23 protein-coding genes are annotated in these 22,637 nt (G+C 66.0%); 18 read left to right on the plus strand and 5 right to left on the minus strand.

Annotated features, from left to right (window positions below; genetic code table 11):
- Positions 1–27 precede the first annotated feature (27 nt).
- Positions 28–696 carry a helix-turn-helix domain-containing protein gene (locus S58_RS15490; RefSeq protein WP_015666280.1) on the minus strand — a complete coding sequence of 223 codons (669 nt, stop codon included), beginning with the start codon at positions 694–696 and terminating at the stop codon, positions 28–30.
- A gap of 208 nt (positions 697–904) precedes the next feature.
- Between S58_RS15490 and S58_RS15495 the strand changes: the two genes are divergently transcribed.
- The 4 genes from S58_RS15495 to S58_RS15510 all read left to right on the plus strand — a co-directional run bounded on the left by S58_RS15495 (position 905) and on the right by S58_RS15510 (position 4,681).
- Entirely contained in the window at positions 905–2,401 is a 1,497-nt protein-coding gene (locus S58_RS15495; RefSeq protein WP_015666281.1) for an amidase, read from the plus strand.
- Between the two features lie 37 nt (positions 2,402–2,438).
- Entirely contained in the window at positions 2,439–2,789 is a 351-nt protein-coding gene (locus tag S58_RS15500; protein ID WP_015666282.1) for a RidA family protein, read from the plus strand.
- Positions 2,790–2,805: 16 nt separating this feature from the next.
- A complete protein-coding gene (locus tag S58_RS15505; protein ID WP_015666283.1) occupies positions 2,806–4,044 on the plus strand; it encodes an NAD(P)/FAD-dependent oxidoreductase in 1,239 nt (412 codons plus the stop codon).
- A gap of 262 nt (positions 4,045–4,306) precedes the next feature.
- Entirely contained in the window at positions 4,307–4,681 is a 375-nt protein-coding gene (locus tag S58_RS15510) for a hypothetical protein (RefSeq protein WP_015666284.1), read from the plus strand.
- Positions 4,682–4,739: 58 nt separating this feature from the next.
- On the opposite strand, the gene S58_RS15515 is transcribed toward S58_RS15510, so the two are convergent.
- Both S58_RS15515 and S58_RS15520 read right to left on the minus strand, forming a co-directional pair.
- Positions 4,740–5,978 (minus strand): polysaccharide deacetylase family protein, encoded by a 1,239-nt coding sequence (locus tag S58_RS15515; RefSeq protein ID WP_042339573.1) that lies wholly within the window; start codon positions 5,976–5,978, stop codon positions 4,740–4,742.
- A 235-nt stretch (positions 5,979–6,213) separates the two neighbouring features.
- Complete coding sequence (locus tag S58_RS15520; RefSeq protein ID WP_015666286.1) at positions 6,214–7,053, minus strand: polysaccharide deacetylase family protein; 840 nt, start codon at positions 7,051–7,053, stop codon at positions 6,214–6,216.
- 111 nt (positions 7,054–7,164) lie between these two features.
- Here S58_RS15520 and mgtE point away from each other — a divergent pair, with 111 nt between their 5' ends.
- The 9 genes from mgtE to S58_RS15565 all read left to right on the plus strand — a co-directional run bounded on the left by mgtE (position 7,165) and on the right by S58_RS15565 (position 14,293).
- Entirely contained in the window at positions 7,165–8,583 is a 1,419-nt protein-coding gene (gene mgtE / locus S58_RS15525; protein ID WP_015666287.1) for a magnesium transporter, read from the plus strand.
- Between the two features lie 84 nt (positions 8,584–8,667).
- Positions 8,668–8,958, plus strand: a complete 291-nt coding sequence (locus S58_RS15530) for a helix-turn-helix domain-containing protein (protein WP_015666288.1) — start codon at positions 8,668–8,670, stop codon at positions 8,956–8,958.
- A gap of 76 nt (positions 8,959–9,034) precedes the next feature.
- Positions 9,035–9,853: an aldo/keto reductase gene (locus S58_RS15535; protein WP_015666289.1), complete on the plus strand. Its 819-nt coding sequence runs from the start codon at positions 9,035–9,037 to the stop codon at positions 9,851–9,853.
- Positions 9,854–9,982: 129 nt separating this feature from the next.
- On the plus strand, positions 9,983–10,864 hold the full coding sequence (locus S58_RS15540; protein WP_015666290.1) for a hypothetical protein: 882 nt from the start codon (positions 9,983–9,985) through the stop codon (positions 10,862–10,864).
- 122 nt (positions 10,865–10,986) lie between these two features.
- Positions 10,987–11,646 (plus strand): glutathione S-transferase family protein, encoded by a 660-nt coding sequence (locus S58_RS15545; RefSeq protein ID WP_015666291.1) that lies wholly within the window; start codon positions 10,987–10,989, stop codon positions 11,644–11,646.
- Positions 11,647–11,752: 106 nt separating this feature from the next.
- Complete coding sequence (locus tag S58_RS15550; RefSeq protein WP_015666292.1) at positions 11,753–12,121, plus strand: YidB family protein; 369 nt, start codon at positions 11,753–11,755, stop codon at positions 12,119–12,121.
- Between the two features lie 203 nt (positions 12,122–12,324).
- On the plus strand, positions 12,325–12,516 hold the full coding sequence (locus S58_RS15555; RefSeq protein WP_015666293.1) for a hypothetical protein: 192 nt from the start codon (positions 12,325–12,327) through the stop codon (positions 12,514–12,516).
- Between the two features lie 325 nt (positions 12,517–12,841).
- Entirely contained in the window at positions 12,842–13,828 is a 987-nt protein-coding gene (locus S58_RS15560; RefSeq protein WP_042339576.1) for a hypothetical protein, read from the plus strand.
- Between the two features lie 24 nt (positions 13,829–13,852).
- Positions 13,853–14,293: a DUF1489 family protein gene (locus S58_RS15565; protein ID WP_015666295.1), complete on the plus strand. Its 441-nt coding sequence runs from the start codon at positions 13,853–13,855 to the stop codon at positions 14,291–14,293.
- Positions 14,294–14,578: 285 nt separating this feature from the next.
- Here S58_RS15565 and panC read toward each other — a convergent pair whose 3' ends face one another.
- A complete protein-coding gene (panC, locus tag S58_RS15570) occupies positions 14,579–15,430 on the minus strand; it encodes a pantoate--beta-alanine ligase (protein WP_015666296.1) in 852 nt (283 codons plus the stop codon).
- A 262-nt stretch (positions 15,431–15,692) separates the two neighbouring features.
- Between panC and S58_RS15575 the strand changes: the two genes are divergently transcribed.
- From S58_RS15575 to S58_RS15590, 4 genes are all read left to right on the plus strand, one after another.
- A complete protein-coding gene (locus tag S58_RS15575) occupies positions 15,693–16,616 on the plus strand; it encodes a division plane positioning ATPase MipZ (RefSeq protein ID WP_015666297.1) in 924 nt (307 codons plus the stop codon).
- A gap of 521 nt (positions 16,617–17,137) precedes the next feature.
- Positions 17,138–18,025 (plus strand): alpha/beta fold hydrolase, encoded by an 888-nt coding sequence (locus S58_RS15580; protein WP_015666298.1) that lies wholly within the window; start codon positions 17,138–17,140, stop codon positions 18,023–18,025.
- 149 nt (positions 18,026–18,174) lie between these two features.
- Entirely contained in the window at positions 18,175–18,933 is a 759-nt protein-coding gene (locus tag S58_RS15585; RefSeq protein WP_015666299.1) for a hypothetical protein, read from the plus strand.
- Between the two features lie 111 nt (positions 18,934–19,044).
- A complete protein-coding gene (locus S58_RS15590; protein WP_015666300.1) occupies positions 19,045–19,761 on the plus strand; it encodes a DnaJ domain-containing protein in 717 nt (238 codons plus the stop codon).
- A 236-nt stretch (positions 19,762–19,997) separates the two neighbouring features.
- On the opposite strand, the gene S58_RS15595 is transcribed toward S58_RS15590, so the two are convergent.
- Complete coding sequence (locus S58_RS15595) at positions 19,998–21,806, minus strand: D-alanyl-D-alanine carboxypeptidase (protein ID WP_015666301.1); 1,809 nt, start codon at positions 21,804–21,806, stop codon at positions 19,998–20,000.
- A gap of 427 nt (positions 21,807–22,233) precedes the next feature.
- On the opposite strand from S58_RS15595, the gene S58_RS15600 reads away from it, so the two are divergent.
- The gene (locus S58_RS15600) at positions 22,234–22,575 is read left to right on the plus strand and encodes a phasin family protein (protein ID WP_015666302.1); all 342 of its coding nucleotides are present in this window, start codon (positions 22,234–22,236) and stop codon (positions 22,573–22,575) included.
- Positions 22,576–22,637: the final 62 nt, after the last annotated feature.

Genomic DNA, 22,637 nt, shown 5'->3' on the forward strand with positions numbered 1-22,637 from the left:
CGGCCACTCCGGTGGCGGCCCGTCAGCTCACTCCACCGCATCCTTCTTCGCGATCCGGTGCAGCTGCTCGAACAGATCCGCCTGCTCGCTCGTACACAGGCACACGCCCTGCGCCGACTCCGCGCTGCCGGCGTTGAGGTAGGCGTGGCCCATGGTGCTGTCGATGTAGATGCCGTCGCCTTCGTTGAGGATCTCGGGGGCGTAGAACTCGGTGTGGACGGCGATGGTGCCGCGGGTGACCAGGAAGTACTCCTCGCCGCTGTGGCGGAGCAGGGGGCCGAACTCGTCCAGGGTGCGCGCGCGCACCTCGGCGATCATCGGCACCATGCGCTTTCCGATCAGGTCCGTGCACTGATAGGTGTAGGTGTAGAACTTGGTGTTGACGATCTGGCCCTGGCCGGCGCGGCTGACGCTGCGGCGTGCGGTCACGGGACGTCCCGGCTCGGGTTGCGGCGTCGTCGGGCTGAACAGCTCGGCGATGTCCATCTGCAGGCCCGAGGTCAGCTGCAGCAGCTTGTCATAGGTCAGCGACATCAAGCCGTTTTCGACCTTGGACAGGGTCGACAGCGCCATGCCCGTCTTTTCCGCAACCTGTTTCAGCGTCAGTCCGCGCACCTGCCGCGCCGCCTTGAGACACTGGCCGAGCTGAGAGTGGGGGCCTTCGGAGGCGGGGGCGCTGACGGTGGTGTCGGTCACGAGGGTCTCCGGAAAATCCGTTAGCGGATCAGGTCGTCTGTCGGCGCCGCTAGTCCTCGGCAATCTCGCGCGAAATGCCTGTGTTTTCAATCAGGACGCCGGACACCTGAGCCTCATGCATGAAGCGCGGCGGAACAATGCGTTTTCAGATCGTGCATTGCTTTTCTTATATGCTAAATAGTTTTCTGAAACGGAAAGAGAAGTGCCCGTGGATTCGATTTGCGACAAGACGGCCGGCGAGCTGGTCAAGCTCCTGAAAACCAAGGCGATCTCGCCGGTCGGCCTGCTCGATTCGTGCCTTGCGCGGATCGCTGCGGTCAACCCGGCGGTCAATGCGGTCGTGACCCTGGACGAGGTGGGGGCGCGCGCGGCCGCCAAGGCCGCCGAGGCCGAGCTCGTCAGGGGCGAGGACAAGGGACCGCTGCACGGCCTGCCGGTCCTGATCAAGGACACGCAGGATACCGCCGGGATGCGCTCCACCTATGGCAGCCCGATCCTGGCCAACAATGTCCCCGCCGCCGATCAGGCTTCGGTGGCGCGGCTGCGCGCAGCCGGCGCGATCATTTTCGGCAAGACCAACACCCCGGAATGGGCGGCGGGCGGCAACACCCGCAATCCGGTGTTCGGCGCCACCGGCAATCCGTTCGATCCGATGCGCTCGGCGGCCGGCTCCTCCGGCGGCTCGGCGGTGGCGCTCGCCTGCGGCATGGCGCCGATGGCGTCGGGCTCCGACACCGGCGGCAGCTTGCGCAACCCGGCTGGCTTCTCCGGCATCGTCGGCATGCGGCCGTCCTATGGGCTGGTCGCCAGCGAGAAGCGGGCTCATGGCTGGTCGTGCCTGTCGACCGATGGGCCGATGGCGCGCAATGTCGGCGACACCGCGCTGATGTTGTCGGTGATGGCGAGCGACGATCCGCGCGATCCGCTCGCCTATACCTTGCCCGGCGAGGCGGTGCGCGGCGCGCCGGCGCGCTGGGCGACACCGCCTGATGTCGAGCTCGGCAAGCTCAAGCTGGCCTTCACGGAGGATTTCGGCTTCGCTCCGACCGAGGCGTTGATCCGCCGCGCCTTCCGCGCCCGCGTGGCGCGCATCGCGCCGCTGTTTGCCGATGCCAGCGAGGGCGCGCCGGATTGCGGCGGCGCCGACGAGACCTTCGCGGTGCTGCGCGCCTCGTTGTTCCTCACCCAGCACGGCAAGAATTTTCGCGAACGCCCTGAGATGCTCGGGCCGAACGTGCGCGCCAATGTCGAGGAGGGGTTGAGCTACAGCCTCGACGATTTTTCGCGCGCCTCCGCCAACCAGACCCGCATCTACCGCGCCTATCAGAGCTTCTTTGCGCAGCACGACGTGCTGATCAGCCCGACCATCACGCTCAGTCCGCGGCCATGGTCGGAGCTGTATCCGGCCGAGATCGACGGCGTGCCGACGCGATCCTACTTCCATTGGCTGGCGCTGGCCTATGCGGTGACGCTCGCCGGCCATCCCGCGCTCAGCCTGCCGCTCGGTCTCGACGAGAACGGTTTGCCGTTCGGGCTGCAGATCGTAGGTCCCCGTGGCGGCGATGCGCTGGTGCTCGGCGTCGCCGCAGCGCTGGAGGCGGCGTTCGCCGGTGATGCCGAGCTGCGCCGGCCGCAGCCTGATCTGGCGAAGCTCGCCACCCTGCCGCCGCTGTCGCAGACCCCTGGTTTCATGGCGTGGGATTGAAGCGTGCCGTCATGACCAACATATCCTGGAGATCCTGATGTCCGATTCCTCGTCATGGCCGTTCTCGCTGGTGCGCCGCGCCGGTGGTCTGGTGTTCTTGTCGGGCGAGATCCCGGTGGCCGATGACGGCACGATTCCGGAAGGGATCGCGGCGCAGACCGATCTGACGTTCAAGCTGATCGGCGAGACGCTGGCGGAGGAGGGCCTGTCGCTCGCCGACGTCGTGTCCTGCATGGTGCATCTCGCCGACAAGGCCGATTTCGCTGAATACAACGCGGCCTATCGCAAGCACTTCAAGGATCCGCTGCCGGTGCGCACCACGGTGCAGGCGCAGATGATTGCGGATGTGAAGATCGAGATCACGGTCGTCGCCGCGGCGCGGACCTGAAGCAGGAGTGATGACGATGCGAAGCGCAATCGTTCTCGGAGGCGGCATGGTCGGCGTCGGCACGGCTCTGCATCTGCAGAGCCGCGGCTGGTCGGTGGCGCTGGTCGACCGCAGGGAGCCGGGTCGCGAGACCAGCTACGGCAATGCCGGCATCATCCAGAGCGAGGCCGTCAGGCCGTATGCCATGCCCCACGACCTCGGTGGCATCCTCGACATTGCGCTGGCGCGTACCAACGACGTGCACTACAGCCTCGCGGCGCTGCCGTATCATATGCGGCCGCTGCTGCAATATTGGTGGAATTCGTTCCCCGAACGGCACGAGGTCCTGACCAAGACCTACGCCCAGCTGATCTCGCGCGCCGCGCCCGAGCACGAGCCTTTGATCACCGCCGCCGGCGCCGGCAATCTCGTCCGCCGCGACGGCTTTCGCGTGTTGCACCGGAATCAGGCGCAGTTCGACAAGGAGGCCAAGGATGCGGAAGCGGTCGGCAAGGCGTTCGGCGTCAAGTTCAAGCTGCTGAGTGCAGCCGAGCTCGCCAAGGCCGAGCCGGGCCTCAACGAGAGCGGCATCGGCGGCCTGCACTGGCAGGAGCCGTGGACGGTGTCGGACCCCGGCAGCCTGGTGACATCCTACGCCGAGCTGTTCGTGCGCCGTGGCGGCAAGTTGCTGCGCGGCGACGCGACCACGCTGTCGCAGGTGGGCAGCGGCTGGGCCGTCGTCACGGACGAGGGACGGATCGAGGCCGAGGCCGCCGTGGTCTCGCTCGGGCCGTGGTCGCCGACGTTCCTGAAGCGGTTCGGCTACGACATCCCGATGGTGCGCAAGCGCGGCTATCACCGTCACTACACCGGCGGTGCGCCGCTCGATCTGCCGCTGCGCGACGCTGCGTTCGGCTACCTGATGAACCCGATGGCCAAGGGGGTGCGCATCACCACCGGCGCGGAGCTGTCGGAGCCGGATGCCGAACTGACGCCGGTGCAGCTCGGCAAGGCGGAAGCGGCCGCACGCCAGCTGATCGACCTCGGCAAGCCGGTCGAGCCGGAGCCGTGGCTCGGCACGCGGCCCTGCATGCCCGACATGCTGCCGGTGGTCGGCGAGACCGCGCGGCACAAGGGCCTGTGGCTGCATTTCGGTCACGGCCATCAGGGCTTCACGCTGGGACCGGCGACGGGTCGCATCCTCGCCGAGCTGATGAGCGGCGAGGCGCCGAGCGTCGATGTTGCCGCCTGCGCGCCTGCACGCTTCGGGGCGTAGCGCCAGCGACATGTTCCGGCCACGCTCTCGCTGCCGCTGCAATTGAAGAGAGGCGGCGCGAGCGGCCTGCAATTGCAGGCTGAGAAATCGAGCTGGTTGTTTACCACGCGCGCGGCCATGAGGTGGCCGGCGGCGCAGCTTCACGAATTCGCAAGCCGGCTCACCTAAGGCTCTTGGCAAGGCCAGGACGCGGGGGGCGCGAAGCGCGGTCCGTGAGTTCTGCTGTCGACCGGTCATCCAGGGGCACCGGGGGGAAAACCAGATGAATTTCGCGAGCTTGATCTACCGCTTCTTCTCGAATTTCACTTTTCTTGCTGCGGTCTATCTCAGCCTGAACTACATCGAGAAGTATCAGAACCGTGCCGTGCTCGCGATCGTCATCCTGATCTATGCGGGCATGCGCGCCGTATCCGTGCTGCGCTCGTTCCACTTCTTCGGTCGCATCGAGAAGCTGGAATCGGATGTGCGGCGGCTCGCCGGCATGCTCGGCGATGGACCGGTCGGGCAGGTCATCAACAAGCAGACCATGAAGGACGTCGGCCAGTTGCGCCGGGATGGCGAGAAGAAGTCCTACATGGACCTGTTCTTCCTCGCGGCCGTCGTGATCTTCTGCGTCAGCAAGATCGTCGCCAACTGACCGGACGATGACGGCGACGCTCGGCGTCGCCATCGTCGGGCGCTTGGGGGCCCTGAGCTCAGCGCTTCCTGAGGCTGGCAAGGCGTACCGGGCGCTGGGCCGGCTTCGCCGCCACAGCTTTCGAGGCAGACACCTTCGAAGCGGACGCTTTCGAGGCGGACGCCTTCGGGGCGGAGCTCTCGGCGCGGGCCACCTGACGGTGCGGCGCAGAGAGCGGCGCGACCGGCGGCCAGGCGAACAGCTCGGCCGAGGGCGCCGGCAGCGATGGTGCCGTTGCCAGCCGCGAGCCGAGCGAGGGACGCGGCCATGCCGGCTTCCGCACGGCGGGTGTTGCGGGCGGCACATCGAGAATTCCGAAATCGTCGAGTTCCGCACGCGCGCGGGTGTCCGCGCCGGCGAGGTCGGCCGGCGTGATCGCGGGCCATTTGGCAACCGGCGTCTCGTCCGACGGGCGGTGCACCAGCCAGTCCTCGGGGTCGGTCGGCGTCGCCGGCCGGTCGGGCGTCGCCGCCACGACGTGCACGATCCGGTAGTTCTTGGCCTTCAGCTCGGCAAGGATCTTCGGCAGCGCCGCCACGGTGCGTGCGTGGATGTCGTGCAGCAGCAGGATGCCTTTGCCGCGCGCCTCCAGCCGCTTGATCGCGAGCTCATGGACCTTGGTGCCGGAGATACTGCGCCAGTCGTCGGCCAGGAAGTCCGCGCTCCAGAGCTGCAGGCCGAGCGTTGCCGCGTAGCTCTCCACGGCATCGCCGCGGAGCAGGCCGGGCACGCGGAAGAACGGCGACAGCGCGGACGGATCGGTCAACGCCGCCGTCGTCCAGCTGATGCCCTCGTCGACCTCCGGCTTGACCTGGTCGAGCGTCATCTTGTTGAAGCTCAGCGGATGGTTCTGGCTGTGGGTGCCGATGGTGTGGCCTGCGGCTGCGAGCTTCCGCACGCCTTCGGGATCGGCCTTGGCCTGGCGCCCGATCGTGAAGAACGTCGCCTTGACGCATTGGTCGGCGAGGATCTGCAGCACCTGATTGCTGTATTTCGGCAGCGGCCCGTCATCGAAGGTGATGACCACCTCGTGATCTTTGAGAGGCAGCGTCTCCTTGTACTGCATGGCGCCGATCCGCGGATGCTCGCGCGGGTCGACCACCAGCACGCGCGATGTGCCGAGCGCGTTGGGATGGCCGGGACAGTCGGCGGCCGATGCGCCTGATGGTGCCAAGCTCAAGGCAATTCCGGCGACGGTGCCCAGCAGCACTGCGAGCCATGTTGGCCGTCCGACGCAAGCAGACTTACGATCACGCATCACGCTGCTCGATTCCCTTCACCGGGCCGGGTCCTTCAGCCCGGCTCTTCGATGGTCCATGATAGGTCGCGGCCCTGCTGGCAAGCGCCCCCCGAGACATAGCAGGGATGTTGAGCCGTCGCGACATCACATCGTCCTGGGTTCCGGTTTGCCGGTAGCTGTTGCCGGATTGCAATCGGCTGGAATCGCCGACGCTGCGACAGTCAAATCGTAAACGGCAGCCCTGAACGGCGCATTAACCACCTTCATGCGGCTCAGCGGGCGCGGGGCTGCCGCTGTGCTGCTCAGCTTGCGGTTCCGCCGGCTGCTCGGACTTTGCCGGCACGATGTGGACGACGCGGTAGCCATTGTCCTTCAGGTAGCGCAGAAAGGCCGGCAGCATCGCCACCGTGCGGGGCTGTGGATCGTGCAGCAAGATGATGCCCTTGCGGGCTTGCTCCAGCCTGCGGATCAAGAGCTTCAGCGTCCCTTGCGGTGACATCGCAGTCCAATCGCTGGCCCAAAGATCGGCGCCGAAGACGGCGATGCCGCGCGATTGCAGCAGGTCGAGCGTCGCCGGCGTCGATTCGAAGTAGGGGAAGCGGAAGAACGGAGTCGACGGGATCGTCGTCTCGACGCCGTTGAGCGCTTTCTCGTCGGCGGCAATTCCGCGATCGATCTCTTCGATCGCCTGCTCCGGCGTGATGTGCGCGAGGTGCGCGTGCGTGAAACTGTGATGGCCGACCGTGTGGCCTTCGGCCGCGATCTTCCGCACCAGTTCCGCGCGGCCCGAAGCGGGTTGGCCGACCAGAAAGAACGTCGCGTGCACGCATTCCCTGGCGAGTGCCGCGAGCACCTTGTTGGTCATCGGCGGCGACGGACCATCGTCGAAGGTGAGCACCACCTCGCCGTCCTGCAGCGGCAGGGTATCCGGAAAGCTCTTCAGGCCGACGCGCGGATAGTTCTTCGGGTTCACGCTCAGCACGCGTGAGGTGCCGAGCGTGCCCTCGCGCGGGCATGCGGCGGGGGCGGCGATCGCGACGTCGGCCGCGAGCAGCGCGGCCGCGACGACGGCTGCGTTTACCCATCCCGTCATCGGTCGCAGATCTCGCATCTTTTCCCGTTGCGCTCGCGGTTGCCGATTATGTAATGCGTGAAAGCACAAATCAGACCATTTGCTCTGAATTGAGAGCTCGTGAGGCACGTCATGAACGAGACATTGGACGTTGCCCCCGCCGATGCAAGTCTACCCGATCGCGGGACGATGCGCACCGAGTCCGGCGAGATTCGCTCCGAATTCATCCAGACCATCACCGCGGCAATCGCCGCCGAGGACGAGGCGTTCCTGCGCGCCGAAGTCGCCGAGCTGCACGAGGCCGATCTCGGCGATCTGATCGCGGCGCTCGCGCCGGACGACCGCGTCAGGCTGGTGGAACTGACCGGCACCGACTTCGACTTTTCGGCGCTGAACGAGGTCGATGACGCGGTCCGCGAGGAGATCCTCGAAGAGCTGGAGCCGGCCACCGTCGCCGAGGGCGTCCGCGAGCTCGAATCCGACGATGCGGTCGAGCTGCTGGAGAGCCTCGACGAGGAGGACAAGGAGCAGATCCTCGAACATTTGCCGCCGTCGGAGCGCGACGTGCTCGCGCGCAGCCTCGACTATCCCGAGGGCTCGGCCGGCCGGCGCATGCAGAGCGAGTTCATCGCGGTTCCGCTCGCCTGGACGGTCGGCCAGGCGATCGACTACATGCGCGAGACGCCGGATCTGCCCGAGCGGTTCTATGAGATTTATGCGGTGGACGATGCGCGGCACTGGCAGGGGGCGGTCTCGCTCGATGCGCTGCTGCGCGCCCGCCGTCCGGTGCCGCTCGCCGACCTGATCGACGAGGATCGCCGCCGCGTCACCGTCACCGACGATCTGGCCGAAGTGGCGCGGCTGTTCGGCAAGTACAATCTGGTCGCTGCTCCCGTCGTCGATGCCGAGAACCGGCTGGCCGGCGTCATCACCATCGATGACGTCGTCGACGTGATCGAGGAGGAGGCCGACGAGGACTTCAAGGCGCTCGGCGGCGTGTCCGGCGACGAGGAACTGTCCGACAGCGTCTGGACCATCGCCAAGGGGCGCTTCAACTGGCTGCTGGTCAATCTCGCCACCGCCTTCCTGGCGTCGTCAGTGCTCGGCCTGTTCGAAGGCCAGCTGCAGCAGATGGTCGCGCTCGCCGTGCTCGCGCCGATCGTGGCCAGCCAGGGCGGCAATGCCGCGACGCAGACCATGACGGTCGCCGTGCGAGCGCTGGCGACGCGCGAGCTCGGACCGAACAATGCGATGCGCGTGGTGCTGCGCGAGGGGCTGGTGGGCCTCGTCAACGGGCTCGCCTTCGCCCTGATCACCGGCATCGCCGCGGTCGCCTGGTTCAAGATGCCGGGGCTCGGCATCGTGATCGGGCTCGCCATCATCTCCAACCTCGTGGCCGGCGCACTCGGCGGCATACTGATCCCGATGGTGCTCGAGCGGGTCCGGGCCGATCCCGCCGTGGCGTCCGGAACCTTCGTCACCACCGTGACCGACGTGGTTGGTTTCTTCTCGTTTCTGGGCATCGCGACGCTGTGGTTCGGCCTGAAATAAGATCGGTTGCTGAGGGACTTATATCGTTAATCCGGTCTTAACGCGGCTCGGCGACACTCCATCGCACGAGACGGAGCTGGAATCATGCAACGCTTGCGGCTGAAGGCGGACGGACGAATCGTGGAGCTGCGCGATGGCGGCGAGTTTCCGCTCGCGCCTACGACGGTTGAACCGGCTGCTCCGGTCGAGGTCCGCGATCTCCGGCGGCGGGTGCAGCTGACGCAGCAGGAATTCGCCGCCAAGCTCGGCGTGCCGGTCGAGACCATCCGCAATTGGGAGCAGGGCAAGCGCATGCCGCGCGGCCCGGCGCGCGCGCTGCTGACCGTGATCGCGCATGCGCCGGATACGGTGTTTGCGGCCTTAGCTAAGACTTAAGCCAAAAACCGGTCGTGCGTTGGCAACCGTACGCGTGTGCCTACATAATCCCTCACGCGGTCTGGAGGTCACGGCCATGCTGACGATCGAGGCCAACGGTGCCAGGATTCCAGCTTTGGGTCTGGGAACCTGGGAATTGCGCGGGCGCACCTGCGCCCGCATCGTCGAGCAGGCGCTCACCCTCGGCTATCGGCACATCGACACCGCCCAGGTCTATGAGAACGAGCAGGAGGTCGGCGAAGGCCTGCGCGCTTCCCACGTCAGGCGCAGCGAGGTGTTCCTGACCACCAAGGTGTGGACCACGCATTTCGCGCCGCATGATCTCGAACGCTCGACCAAGGAAAGCCTGGTCCGCCTGCGCGTCTCCGAGGTCGATCTGCTGCTGCTGCACTGGCCCAATCCGCACGTGCCGCTGACCGAGACGCTCGGCGCGCTGGCCCACGCCAAGACGCTTGGCCTGGCGCGCCATGTCGGCGTGTCCAACTTCACCGTCGCCTTGCTCGACGAGGCAGTGGCGGCGTCGCCGGAACCCCTGGTGTGCAACCAGGTCGAGTATCATCCTTATCTGGATCAGACCAAGGTCCGCGAGGCTTGCTCACAGCATGGCATCGCGATGGTCGCCTACAGCCCGATTGCCAAGGGCAAGATCAAGAACGACCCGACCTTGACGCGCATCGGTCAGGCCCATGGCAAGAGCCCGGCGCAGATCTGTCTGCGCTGGCTGGTGCAACAGAATGTCGTGGCGATTCCGCGCACATCGAAGATCGAACGGCTGTCCGAGAACCTGGACATCTTCGATTTCGAGCTGTCCGAGCAGGACATGGCCGACATCTTCGCCATGGGCAGCCCCGAGGGGCGGATGACCAACTTCGCCTTCGCGCCGAAATGGGATTGAGGGCGGCGCCCGCCGCCATGCTAGAGTGGCAGGGGCGGGCAGGTTGGCCCGCGCTCACCCCTGGCGATGATCGCCGCGACGGCGCGCGTATCGCATGTGCCAGGCCGCAGGCGGCGCAAACGAAGCAGCATGGAACGTTGGCAGTTCATACGTTGGGGCATCGCCGCGTCCGTGCTCGCGCATTTTCTGATCGTCGGTGGGGCCGTGGTCTCGACCTCGGTGCGCCCTTACGAGCTGCCCAAGTCCGACGAGATCGAAGTCAACATCGTCGACGAGCCGCAGAAGACGCCCGAGCCCGTCGCCACGCCATCGCCGTCGCCTTCGCCCGAACTGGCGCTGCCGCAGCCGGCGCCGAGCCCGTCGCCGGCAGCGGCCGCGCCGCCTCCTGTCCCCGAGCCGTCGCAGTCGCCGACGCGGGAGGCCAAGGAGCCGTCAAAGCCGCCACAGCCATCGCCGACTCCGTCGTCCAAAGCGGCGAAGGCCGCCGCCAAGTCTGAGGCCAACAAGACCGAGGCCAAGGAGGCAAAGTCGGCTGCCAAGCCGATGCCTCCGCCCGCGCCGGCTCCCACGCCGAGCTATGTCCCCCCCGAGCCGGACCTCACCGTGAAATACGGCGTCATGCTTGGTCTGCCCGGGCCGCTGGCGCCGCTGCCGCAGGCGAACGGTGCCCAGGACGAGAACGACTCGGGGCCCATCGCGACCACGAACCTCGCGGCCAATCTGGAGACCGCGCTACGGCAACGGGTGAGGAGCTGCGCGCGCCTGCCCGCCTCGCTGTCGCTGTCGGACAAGGTGCTCGTGAAGCTGCGCTTCGGGATGACCCGCGATGGCCGGCTGGCGACCGAGCCGGAGGTGAGAGAGGTCATCGCGGCCTCCAAAGCCGGGCCGCTCAAGGAAAGTGCAGTCGAGGCGTTGAACGCCTGCCAGCCTTATTCCATGCTGCCGCCGGAGCGCTATCGCGAATGGCAGGTCATCGAGATGTCGTTTACGCCGCAGGATTTCAGCCGCTGACGATCGTAGCGCGTCGCTGTCGACGCGGCGGCCGCTGATCCTGTATGCGTCGCCGACGACATGGGCGCCGATGGTAGACATCATCAGGCCGGCAGGCGCCTTGAACACGGAGACGGTGCGACATGACGCTGAAGCTGGTGATCGGCAACAAGAACTATTCCTCATGGTCGATGCGGCCGTGGCTGGCGTTGCGCGGCTGCGACATTGCCTTCGAGGAGATCGTGATCCCGCTCTACACCGATGATCCGGCCGACAAGGCGCGCATCCTGAGCCATTCGCCGGCCGGCAAGGTGCCGGTTCTGATCGACGGCGCGATCACGGTGTGGGACTCGCTCGCGATCATCGAATATCTCGCCGAGCGCTTCCCCGAGGCCGGGCTCTGGCCCGCTGATGCCGCTGCGCGCGCGCAAGCGCGGTCCGTCTCCGCCGAGATGCATTCCGGTTTCCAGGCCTTGCGCAACGAGTGCCCGATGAACCTGCATCGGCCGCTGCGGCCGGTGGAGTTGTCCGCGGATGCCAAGGCGAACATCGCCCGGGTCGAGGAGATCTGGCGCGATTGCCGGGCGCGCTACGGCGCCGGCGGTCCGTTCCTGTTCGGCCGCTTCGGTGGCGCGGACGCGATGTTCGCGCCCGTCGTGACGCGCCTCCACACCTTCGCGGTTCCGGTTGCGGCCGACACTCGGGCCTACATGGACACGATGATGGCGATGCCGGCCTTCGCGGAATGGGTGAAGGACGGCCTCGCGGAGACCTGGACCATCGACCGGGTCGAGAAGGTCTGATCAGGCGAGTTGGTAGAGGCGCGCGTCGACCTTGACGCCGCCTCGGGGGCGCGGTCCTCTGGCTGACTGAACGTCAGTCATAACGTCAGTCATGGAGCGAGCGACGATGGGCCTGTTCGATACTCTGCGCAACTCACCGGCGCTTCAGGGCGCCCTGGGGCAGCTCGAAGCTGCCGTACTGCCGGCGGTGCTCAGCGAGGTGCTCGGTCAGGGCGGGCAGGGCGGCCTGGGTGCCATCGTGGCGAAGCTGGAGCAGGCCGGCTTTGGTGCGCAGGTCAAATCCTGGCTCGGCAACGGCCAGAACCTGCCGATCTCGGCCGAACAGCTGCAGGAGGTGCTCGGGAGCGATGTCGTCAAGCAGCTCGCCGCGCGCTTCAACGTGCCGGTGGATCAGCTTTCGAAAATACTCGCCGAACAGCTGCCGCTGGCGGTGGATCACGCGAGCCCGGACGGCAAGCTGCCGCATTCCGCCTGAGGCAGCCGGCGCCGACGCTGCAGGGCCGCAATGTCCGTCTACGGTATCCCGCTGATACGGTTGCAGAATTGAGGATGTCCTATCTCGTGAGGCCGCTGGTCAGCGCCCGCGGCGGCGTGCTATAGGTGTGATATTAATAATGTCACGCCGGCCCGGGCAGCGGGACAAGAAGGCTCTTGCCGGCATGCGAGCAGGAGAGGGCGTTGAAACACAAGTTCAGCATTGGGACGACGGTCTATTTTACCGCGAGCAACGTTTCGCGACCGGCAGCCAGCGGCACCTATGAGGTCATCCGCCAGCTGCCGACGGACGGGGACGACTGCCAGTATCGCATCAAGAGCTCCACGGAAGCCTTTGAGCGGGTTGCCAGAGAGAGCCAATTGGCCTTGTCTTGAGGCTGCTGGGTCGTCGGATGGCTTGGCGCGTCGGCGGACGCGGCGGGTCGAACGGAGGAGGGGAGAAACGGCGGTGGCCACGGGGCTGAGAGCCGTGACCCCAGGTCTTACGAAGGCTCTTGCGAAGGCTGCGCGATCCCTCTGGGGATAGCGGGTAGCTCCACACCATCCTTGCCCGCAAGGGGCACGGAATCGTCGTATTGTCGTGGGGTGGGGCCGCAATGGATTGGGTTGATCATTTGAATTTGATGATCGTTTCACGGGCGTCCCATGTAGGGACGCCATTGGGGCCCTCGTGTCTGGCCCGCGTCAGGAATCAGCGCGCATGAATTCGACCTGGCCCTCGTCGTTCGACCAGCTCTTGAACTCGCCGTCGTTCCCAATGTGGCTCACTGTTGCCGCAGCGGGCTTCTTTGCCCTGATCGTCCTGATTACCCTGCTCCGGGCCGAGAAGTCGGTCGCCAACGGCGCTCTGACGGTGATCACCCTGCTTGCGGTCGGGATCGCGGTTGCCTCGATGATGCGCAGCCAGGACCCCTCACAGCGCGGCGGCAATGGCGATCCGGCGGCGACGGCCTCGGTCAGCTTCTCACCGCCGGCGCTCGCCTGCATCGATGACCTGGCCGGCGATCTGGTGCTGTCGAACTGCGAGAGAGGCCTGTTCGGGTCGGCTGAGATGACGGCCGCTGCGGTGAGCTATGCGGCGGGGATGCTGAGCCGGCTGTCCCAGGCGGGCGACATTGCCAGCGCCAACAAGGTGATGACCGCCGAGCTGCTGGCGCTGCGCCGGGCCGTGGAGCGCGATCGCTACGGATTGATGGCCTATGTGCTGCTCACGCGCGACCGCTGCACGCCGACCGATTGCGTGATGTTCCGCGCCGTCGGCGACCGTCAGCAACTGGTCAACAACATGGAGGGGCGGACCTATGAGGGGCTGGTGACGCGCTACGCCTCGCAGTGGAACGCACCGCCATCCGCTCAGAGCCAGCCGGCGGCCGGCACCTTCGCGGGGATGGCGCCGTCGGCGTCGGCACCGCCCGGCAAGCCGACAACAGCCGAATTTCCAAGCTCCGCCAACACCCCGCCGGTCAGCATCATGAACCCCGAGCCGACCGCCTCGACGCGCTCGGCGGCCGCTCCGAAGCCCCCGACCCAGCTCGCGCCCGCACCCGCCGCGCCGCCCACCGTCGCTGCCAGCCATGCCCAGGCTCCGGCCGCGGCCAAGAAGGCGGCGGCGCCGAAGCCGAAGCCCGCCGCGCCGGCGCAGCAGGCCACACCCGACGCCGCAGAGCCGGCCGCCAACAACGAATAGATTCCGCGGATTGAGCCGCCCATCATGCCTCTGCATCTGATCAAGCTGGCCGTCGGCTGCGAGTCGGTCAAAGAACTCAAGGAATGGATCGCCGAGCGCATGCTGACGGCGAAGAAGAAGGGCCTGCCGCAGCAACACGTCCATGTCACGCGGATGATGCCGAAACGGCTCGAGGACATCCTCGCCGGCGGCTCGCTGTACTGGGTGATTCGCGGCGAGGTCGCCGCGCGCGAGAAGATCGTCGGCATCGAGCCGTTCCGCGATGGCGATGGGATCGGGCGGTGCCGCATCATCATGCAGCCGAAGGTGATCGCGGTATCGCCGCGGCCGATGCGTCCGTTCCAGGGGTGGCGCTATCTGACGGCCGACGACGCCCCGGCCGATCTCGGCAAGTCCAGTGCCGCGAGCGTCGAGGCCATGCCTGAACCGCTGCGGCGCGAGCTGCGGGATCTCGGGTTGCTGTAGCTGCGCTTGGCGTCGCGCTCCTCTGAACTGATCCCGAGCTCTCTGTCATTCCGGGGCATTCGCGCGCAAAATGGCGGAGCCATTTTGAAGCAGCGCGAATGAGCCCGAATCCATAACCACAGGAAGATGACGGGTGGCGAGCTGCCAACCACCAGCGTGCCCTACGGGGCATCCTGGGTATGGGTTCCGGGCTCGCGCTGCGCGCGCCCCGGAACGACGCTGGGAGCGATTGCGCCGCCCCACGGAAGAGAGGCCAGAGCTCGGCGCCATCATCGGTCCGTCGGCTCACGCGGCGACGTTGTCGATCAGCCGCGTCGTTCCGATCTTGGCGGCGACGAGGATGCGCTTTGGCCCGGACTCGTTCGGGCCGAGTGGCGCCAGGGTCTCGGCGTGGCGCACCTCGAGATAATCCAATGCGAAGCCGGCCTCGGTGATCTCGGCGGCTCCTGCGCGGACTGCGGGCTTGATGTCGTCGCCGGCGCGCAGGCGTGTCGCCAGCTGCTTCAGCACACGGTGCAGCGTCGGAGCGGCGCGCCGTTCGTCCGCACTGAGATAGACATTGCGCGAGGACATCGCGAGGCCGTCGCGTTCGCGCACCGTACGGGAGCCGACGACGCGAACGCCGAGGTCGAGGTCGCGCGCCATCTGCGTGACCACGCGGAGCTGCTGATAATCCTTCTCGCCGAAGATCGCGACGTCGGGCCGGCATTGCGTGAACAGCTTGGCGACCACGGTCGCGACACCGCCGAAGAAATGCGGACGGAAGCGATCCTCCAACCCGGCGAGCGCCGCGCCTTCCGGCACGATCCGCGTCGCGAAGCCGTCCGGATACATCGCCTTCGCGTCGGGGTGCCAGATCAGATCGACGCGCTCGGCCGTCAGCTTTGCAACATCGTCCTTCCAGGTACGCGGGTAAGAGCCGAAATCTTCCGTCGGCGCGAACTGAGTCGGGTTGACGAAGATCGAGACCACCACCTTGTCGGCACGGCGCTTCGCCAGTCGAACGAGCGAGATGTGGCCTTCATGCAGCGCGCCCATGGTGGGCACGAGCGCGATGCTGGCCTTTCTCGCGCGCAAGCTGTCGAGCTCGCGGCGGAGGGCGGAGACGGTGCGGGCGATACGCGGGCTTCGTGACATTTTTGCTCGATCTCTCAGCGAAAAATCGCGGTTTCTCTGTTCGGCCTTGACGCTCTGGCGACCGCCTTTAACAAGGGCAGGGCAAAGCCGCTCAGCTGACTTGAATACGCCTGTTAGCACGCCTCCGCGTCAACTGCGGAGTTGGTAAACGCGCGCGTCAAGTAATAGCGGCGGATGCATCCCCGTGGGATTCACGATGATGATGCATTTTCCTTGACCGCAGACGACCGTGACTCGAAGATGATCGTAAGAGGTCGAAAACATGCTGGTGCAGACTAGCCAAGGACAATCGGGCTCGGCCCACGTGGTTGTGCTTGGAAACGAAAAGGGCGGGTCGGGCAAGTCGACCACCGCCCTGCACATTGCCGTGGCGCTTCTGAAGGCCGGCCAGCGCGTCGCCACCATCGACCTCGACTGCCGCCAGCAGAGCTTCACCCACTACATCAACAACCGCAGCGCCTGGGCGCGCCGCACCGGCCTGCGTCTCGAGCTGCCGACGCACTATTGCATCCAGCTCGGCCAGACCTTGCAGATCGACGAGAACGAGAACACCGAGTTCCAGCAGTTCATGGAAGCGGTGAGCGCGGTCGAGCGGACGTTCGACTTCATCGTCATCGATACGCCCGGCAACGACAGCTACCTGATGCGCCTGGCGCATTCGATGGCCGACACGCTGGTCACCCCGATCAACGACAGCTTCCTCGATTTCGACGTGCTGGGAACGGTCGATGCCGCAACCTATGCGGTGACCGGGGAGAGCCACTACGCCGAGATGGTGCGCGACGTCAGGCGCAAGCGCCGTCAGGTCGACGGGGCCATGACCGACTGGATCGTGGTCCGCAACCGCCTCTCCATGCTCGGTTCGCGCAACAAGCAGCTGGTCGCGGACGGGCTGAAGGACCTGTCGCTGCGGCTCGGCTTCCGCGCCATCGACGGCTTTGCCGAGCGCGTCGTCTATCGCGAGTTCTTTCCGCGCGGACTGACGGCCCTCGACGACATCGACGAGGCCACCTTGGGCACGCGCCCCAATCTCGGCCACGTCACGGCGCGTGAGGAAGTCACGAGCCTGCTGCGCCAGCTCAAGCTGCCGCTGGATGAGCGTGGCCGCCGTCGCGCCGCCAACCGCGCCGAGTGGTTCGCCCAGGTCGACAAGCCGCTCGACCTGCACGACATCATCAGCGCCTGAGCAGACATCGGAAGCGTCCGCCGACGTGACGCCGACGATTATAAGTCCTGATGACTAAGTCGCGATGACCATGCTCCACACTCGGTGTGCTGGTGATTGCAGCATTGTGGCGACGGCAAGGCGTTGCCTGAGACATCGTGCGCCTGAGACATCGTGCGCCTTGAACCTGCGCCGGCCCCTTCGCCAACAATCTGCTGCGACGATGGTGCTAAGCCCGGTCGGGGCGGCGCGGTCGAGATCGGCCTCATTGTTTCAAGTCAAAGGCAGAACAGGCCTTTTTCGCTAGATTACCGTCAAATTCATGACTGATTTGAACCTGACGTTCAGAGTTCAGGTCACATGGAAGGGGCGGCGCCGGCTTATGTTGCACAGCAACTAGGTGCGCCGCACAACGAACGGGCGAGGAATACACAACATTTAGTCTTCCCGTCACAGCGCCGTTACATATATTAAACAGAACCGGGTCACGAGAGTCATACAGGTTTCAAACTACCTTTGATTGTAGATCCCGAGGGACGAACATGAAGCGTGGAATAACCGTTCTTGTGTCTGTCAGCATCCTGGCGGCCGTCGGCTACTTCACTGCGAGCAAGTGGGCGATCCGGCACGAGACCATCAGGTTCCATGATGCTTCCCGCGACAACCGTCTGGTGGAAGTCGCCGTGGCGGTTCGGCGCGACAAGGAAATGCAGGCCGAAGCTGGTATGATCAAGCTGCCGGTCGCGATCCTCAATCATGGTAATACCGTCAAGTTCACCGAATATTCCTTCCTGGCCAACGTCCTCGCTGCGCGCGGCTACATGGCGGTCAGCATCCAGCATGACCTTCCGACCGATGCGCCGATGGTGACCAAGGTCGGCGAGCCCTATGTCGGCCGGCTGCCGCAGATTCAGCGCGGCGTCGCCAACATCCGCTTCGCCGTGGAGCAGATGCGCCAGCTGCAGCCGAATGCGGACTACGACCATCTGACGATGGTCGGCCATTCGATGGGTGGCGACATCTCGATGTATTTCGCCAAGCAGTACCCCGACGACGTCCGCAAGGTGGTGACGCTGGACAATCTGCGCGTTCCGTTCGTGACCGACGGCAAGTTCAAGATCCTGTCGTTCCGCTCCAAGGACCCGCATTTCAAGACCGACCCGGGCGTGATCCCGAGCGATGACGTCTGCGAAAAAGAAGGCATCACGGTCGTCAACACGGACTTCCAGCACAACGACATGCGCGACACGGGTCCGGACGATGCAAAGTCATCCATCCAGGCCATGCTCGACAAATTCCTGGCCGATAGCGACAGCGCCAGCGACATTGGCCCGGTTCAGACCAAGACCCCGCTGCTCGATCCGGGTCCGGTCGCGCCTTACGCGCCGGTCGGCAAGACGATGACGCCGGCCAAGCCGCTGACGCATTGATCCGGCGGGGCGGATTGGTCTGATCGCCGGCCTTCGCCTCGTCGCCCAAGGGGCGATTGCAGCTGTGACTTGGCGGGTGTCGCTGGGCCGCTCATTGCAGCTTGGACTTCGCCTGCCCACATCATGCGCGTCCGAGCAGGTGCGCGCCCATGGTCGACAGCCCATCCAAGCCCCGTTCAAGTCCCGTCACGTCGTCGGGCGACGATGTGCGCGACCAAAGGCTTCCCGATGCGGAGCGCTCGAGCGCCGACGCGATCGCCGCCTTCGTGGCGCAGGCCCGCGCCATGGCCCCGGCAGCTCAAGGGAGCAGGGGCCGTCTCGTCTTTGCGCTCGATGCGACCCTGAGCCGCCAGCCGACCTGGGATATGGCCTGCGCGCTGCAAGCCGACATGTTTCGCGAAGCCGCCGCGCTCGGCAGCCTCGACATCCGGCTGGTCTACTATCGGGGATTCAACGAATGCCGGGCCTCTGGCTGGATCTCCGACAGCGCTGAGCTCGCACGACTGATGGGCAAGATCGATTGCCGCGGCGGCCAGACCCAGATCGGCAAGGTTCTTGCCGAGGCGCGCCGCCACGCGACGGCGGCTGGCATTCGCGCGGTCGTCTTCGTGGGTGACGCGATGGAGGAGAAGGTCGACGAGCTCTGCGCGAAGGCGGGCGAGCTCGGGATGTTGAAGGTGCCGTTGTTCATGTTCCAGGAAGGCAACGATCCGGTGGCGGAGCAGACGTTTCGCGAGATGGCGCGACTGTCCGGAGGCGCCTGGTGCCGGTTCGATCCGGGGGCATCCGCGCAGTTGCGCGACCTGCTGCGCGCCGCGGCGGCCTACGCTGCAGGCGGTCGGGCAGCGCTGCTCCGGCTGGCCGGCTCCGAGGCGGGCGCCGCACTCCTGATCGGGCAGATGAGATGACGAGCGATCTCAGCCAACGTGAGCACCTGGCCCGATACGCCGGGTGTTGAGCCACGAGGCTCACGCGCAGTCGATCATGCTTTTTGTCCCGACACGCCCTATATTCGGGCCATGACACTGATCGCTGGCGCCGTCGCCGTCATCACCCTCTATCTGTTGCTGCAGATGTTCCGGAACGCGAATCCAGCGGCGCTGGCGCGTGCGATCAAGTTCGCCGGGGGCATCGGCTGTCTTGCGGTTGCGGCCTTCACCGGGCTCCGCGGCGAGCTGGTGGTCGCAATCCCGATCGGACTGTTCGGGGCAGGGCTGCTGGGCTGGTCGCCGGGCGGGCTGGGCAATGTCGGCAGCATCTTCGGTCTCGGCGGACAGCGATCGGCCGGTCCGAACTCGCGGGTGCGCTCGCCCTTGATCGAGATGATGCTCGACCATGACAGCGGCCAGGTCCAGGGCCGCTTCGTCGCCGGCACCCATGCCGGCCGGTCGCTCGACGAGTTCGACCTGCCGCAGCTCGCGGCGATCATGCCGAGCCTCGATGCCGAGAGCCTCGCGCTACTTGAAACTTATCTGGACCGCCGGTTTCCCGCTTGGCGTCAGCACGCGGAGCGCGATGCGGCAGGCGGGCAGCGCCGCACGGCGTCGAGCTCCAAAATGACGGAAGAGGAGGCCTATCAGATCCTTGGCCTGCAGCCTGGCGCGGGGCGCGACGAGATCGGGCGAGCTCACCGTGCGCTCATGAAGAAACTGCATCCCGACCAAGGGGGGTCGACGTACCTCGCCGCCCGGGTGAACGAGGCCAAGGATACTCTGCTTCGTACGCATCACGGCTAACTCCGGCAACGCCACCAACGCCACAAGATCGAACCCGCTTCCATCGCAGTCATGTCGACGCCTGCAGCTCCAGGCTTTGTCAGGCGCGATCGTTCGACATGGTGAAAAAGTTCTAGCGGCAAATCCTTGACGAGTGGTTTGCACCCGTGGCCGATGCGTCGTCGCGCGTGCCCACAAATGAAAAGGCCCGCGCCTGTGTCGCGCGGGCCTCATTCGGCGGGATGTCGTCGGAAGAGTTAGTTGTGCACGGTCATGCAGGAGATGTCGGCGCGCTTCAGCCTCTTGCAGACGGCCTCGGCCTGATCGCGATCCAGACCGGCGAAGCGGGCGCGGATCAGGGTCTTGTCGCCTTTCGAGACCGACTCGGTGAAGGGATCGGCCTTGCTCAACATGCCCTGCGCCTGGCTGCGTGCGGCCTCGATCCGCTTCTGGGCCTCGGCCTCGCTGTCGAGCGCGCCGACCTGGATGATCCAGCCGCTGCGGGCGACGGCGGAGCGGACCGGACTTTCCGGGGCGGAGCTTGCCGATGCGGGGCTTGCCGATGCGGGGCTTGCCGAGGCGAGCTGGGTCGGTGGCGGCGCCGGCTGTGCCGGAGGCGCAGCATAGGCCATCGCCTGCGACGATGCGGGCGGCAGGCTGGAGGCCGGCAGCACGCCGAGAATGCCGTTGCCGGTGCCATGGCCGGGCGGCTGCGGCGGCAGATCGGGCCGCGCAGCCTCGGCGCGGGCGATCGGCGGCGCCGGCTCAATCGCCTCGACGCGCTGGGCAAACGGCGCGGCGGCGGGAGCAGGGGCAACCGGCTGGGGAGCGGCAGTGGCGAGCTTGACGGCGCCAGCCTTGACCTGAACCGTCCTGACCTTGACCGGCTTCATCGGCTCGGTCGAGCCGGGGACGAGCGAGATCGGCTGGTTCTGGATCACGCCGGACGTCATCGGCGCGGGCTCGACCTTGGTCTCGATCTTGGCCTCCTTCGGCGCCGACGGCGGCAGCGCCGCGGTGGCTTCCGACAGCGCCGACATCATCTTGGCGGCGCGGCTCGGGGCCGGCGTCGCCTCGGGCGCAGCCGAGGCGAGCTGGACCGTTCCCTGGTCGGCGGTGTCGCCGCCGTCGGATCCGCCACGCTCGCCGATCGCCGCCACGGTGCGACGGGTGGCGCCCTTGTCGAGGTTCTCGGCGAGCAGGTTGCGCATGATGGCATCGCGCGAGCCGCCGCTGCGGCCCCCGAGCACGACGCCGACCAGATGACGGTTGCCGCGGCGGAGCGAGGTGACGATGTTGAAGCCGGATGCGCGGGTGTAGCCGGTCTTGATGCCGTCGATGCCCTCGACATTGCCGAGCAGGTGATTGTGGTTGCGGATCGATTGGCCGCGATAGTTGAACACCACGGTCGAGAAATAGCGGTAGTAGCGCGGGAAGCGGTCCTGGATCGCCCGGCCGAGGATCGACTGGTCGCGCGCCGTCGTAATCTGCTCGTCGGCGGGCAGGCCCGAGGCGTTGACATAGGTGGTGCGGCTCATGCCGAGCGAGCGCGCCTTGCGCGTCATCAGCTTGGCGAAGTCGTCCTCGTCGCCACCGATCGCTTCCGCGATGACCACGGCGGCGTCGTTGGCGGAACGGGTCACAAGACCCTTGATCGCATCCTCGACCCGGATGCTCTGTCCCGGGCGCAGGCCGAGCTTGGTCGGCGACTGTTCGGAGGCGTGCTCGGACACCGGCATCTCGGTGTCCAGCTTCATTTTGCCGGACTCCAGCCGCTCGAACAGCAGATACAGCGTCATGATCTTGGTGAGCGAGGCCGGGTGGCGCAATGCGTCGGGATTGGTCGCGGTCAGGGTCGCGCCCGAATTGCCGTCGACGACAATGGAGGAGAAGGCCGGGCTGTAGCTGCCCTCGTCATTGTGAGGCGAGTGGCGCGCGTGATGATGCCGATGGCGCCGACGCGCTTCCGCGCTGTCGACCGTAACCACTGCCGCCACGGTGAGGGTGAGTAGTCCGTAGACGCCAACCCGCACCAGGCGCGAGGAAGCCAAGTTTTTGCGAAGCATGAAATCCCCGTCCAATTTCTGACGTGATCACCGGCTTGTGAGGCGAAATTGTGCCGAACGTCCCCGTGATCGTGCCTGTCGGACCCCGGATCGCGCCCTGACGCAGTCGTGCATCGAAAGGCTCGAACTGAGGTTTTGTTAAGACGCTGTTTTAGAACAGCTTTACGGTTCGGCCGACGCTGGCCGGGACCATCGGAGAGGTTAGGACGGTCGAGTTGCCAAAGGATTAAAGAAACCTTGCGTCGATGGTCCGGATTTCTTTCGATCTGGCCCGACCTGAGCCGCCAAGGCGGGAACCGGTCGCAATGCCCGCGATGGTGCATTGCACAATATTGTTGATCTCTTTTGTGCGGTGCACTATAGTGGGACTGCGTCAGGGAGCCGGGGCCTCCCTGAGGGCGCTCAAAATCAGGGAAAGGAATGCCACGTGTTTAAGGTTGAAGACTTCCAGAACTACGGCAAAGAGCAGTTCGAGACCGCCGTGAACTCCGCCACGACCGTGCAGAACGGCCTCCATGCCATCGCCACCGCCTATGGCGACTACACCAAGAAGTCGTTCGAGGACACCAAGTCGTACGTCGAGAAGCTCTCCGGCGTGAAGTCGCTGGACAAGGTGCTCGAGGTTCAGACCGAGTACGCCAAGTCCGCCTACGAGACCTTCGTCGCCGATTCGCAGAAGATCGCGGGCCTGTATTCGGATCTCGCCAAGCAGGCGTTCAAGCCGCTCGAAGGCCTTGCTGCCAAGTTCACCCCGCCGGCCGCGCATTGATCTGCGCCACCGCGACATGACTGCAGAAGCCCGGCTCGCGCCGGGCTTTTTTGTTGATTGCA

Source organism: Bradyrhizobium oligotrophicum S58 (assembly GCF_000344805.1).
GTDB classification, from domain to species: Bacteria; Pseudomonadota; Alphaproteobacteria; order Rhizobiales; family Xanthobacteraceae; genus Bradyrhizobium; species Bradyrhizobium oligotrophicum.

Bases quoted from the DNA above. Each gene is read 5' to 3' on its own strand.
- S58_RS15505 (WP_015666283.1), top strand. From the start codon at position 2,806: ATGCGAAGCGCAATCGTTCTCGGAGGCGGCATGGTCGGCGTCGGCACG.
- S58_RS15585 (WP_015666299.1), top strand. From the start codon at position 18,175: ATGGTCGACAGCCCATCCAAGCCCCGTTCAAGTCCCGTCACGTCGTCG.
- S58_RS15580 (WP_015666298.1), top strand. From the start codon at position 17,138: ATGAAGCGTGGAATAACCGTTCTTGTGTCTGTCAGCATCCTGGCGGCC.
- S58_RS15595 (WP_015666301.1), bottom strand. From the start codon at position 21,806: ATGCTTCGCAAAAACTTGGCTTCCTCGCGCCTGGTGCGGGTTGGCGTC.
- S58_RS15515 (WP_042339573.1), bottom strand. From the start codon at position 5,978: ATGCGTGATCGTAAGTCTGCTTGCGTCGGACGGCCAACATGGCTCGCA.
- S58_RS15500 (WP_015666282.1), top strand. From the start codon at position 2,439: ATGTCCGATTCCTCGTCATGGCCGTTCTCGCTGGTGCGCCGCGCCGGT.
- S58_RS15575 (WP_015666297.1), top strand. From the start codon at position 15,693: ATGCTGGTGCAGACTAGCCAAGGACAATCGGGCTCGGCCCACGTGGTT.
- panC (WP_015666296.1), bottom strand. From the start codon at position 15,430: ATGTCACGAAGCCCGCGTATCGCCCGCACCGTCTCCGCCCTCCGCCGC.
- S58_RS15550 (WP_015666292.1), top strand. From the start codon at position 11,753: ATGGGCCTGTTCGATACTCTGCGCAACTCACCGGCGCTTCAGGGCGCC.
- S58_RS15535 (WP_015666289.1), top strand. From the start codon at position 9,035: ATGCTGACGATCGAGGCCAACGGTGCCAGGATTCCAGCTTTGGGTCTG.
- S58_RS15545 (WP_015666291.1), top strand. From the start codon at position 10,987: ATGACGCTGAAGCTGGTGATCGGCAACAAGAACTATTCCTCATGGTCG.
- S58_RS15590 (WP_015666300.1), top strand. From the start codon at position 19,045: ATGACACTGATCGCTGGCGCCGTCGCCGTCATCACCCTCTATCTGTTG.
- S58_RS15530 (WP_015666288.1), top strand. From the start codon at position 8,668: ATGCAACGCTTGCGGCTGAAGGCGGACGGACGAATCGTGGAGCTGCGC.
- S58_RS15540 (WP_015666290.1), top strand. From the start codon at position 9,983: ATGGAACGTTGGCAGTTCATACGTTGGGGCATCGCCGCGTCCGTGCTC.
- S58_RS15560 (WP_042339576.1), top strand. From the start codon at position 12,842: ATGAATTCGACCTGGCCCTCGTCGTTCGACCAGCTCTTGAACTCGCCG.
- S58_RS15565 (WP_015666295.1), top strand. From the start codon at position 13,853: ATGCCTCTGCATCTGATCAAGCTGGCCGTCGGCTGCGAGTCGGTCAAA.
- S58_RS15510 (WP_015666284.1), top strand. From the start codon at position 4,307: ATGAATTTCGCGAGCTTGATCTACCGCTTCTTCTCGAATTTCACTTTT.
- S58_RS15520 (WP_015666286.1), bottom strand. From the start codon at position 7,053: ATGACGGGATGGGTAAACGCAGCCGTCGTCGCGGCCGCGCTGCTCGCG.
- mgtE (WP_015666287.1), top strand. From the start codon at position 7,165: ATGAACGAGACATTGGACGTTGCCCCCGCCGATGCAAGTCTACCCGAT.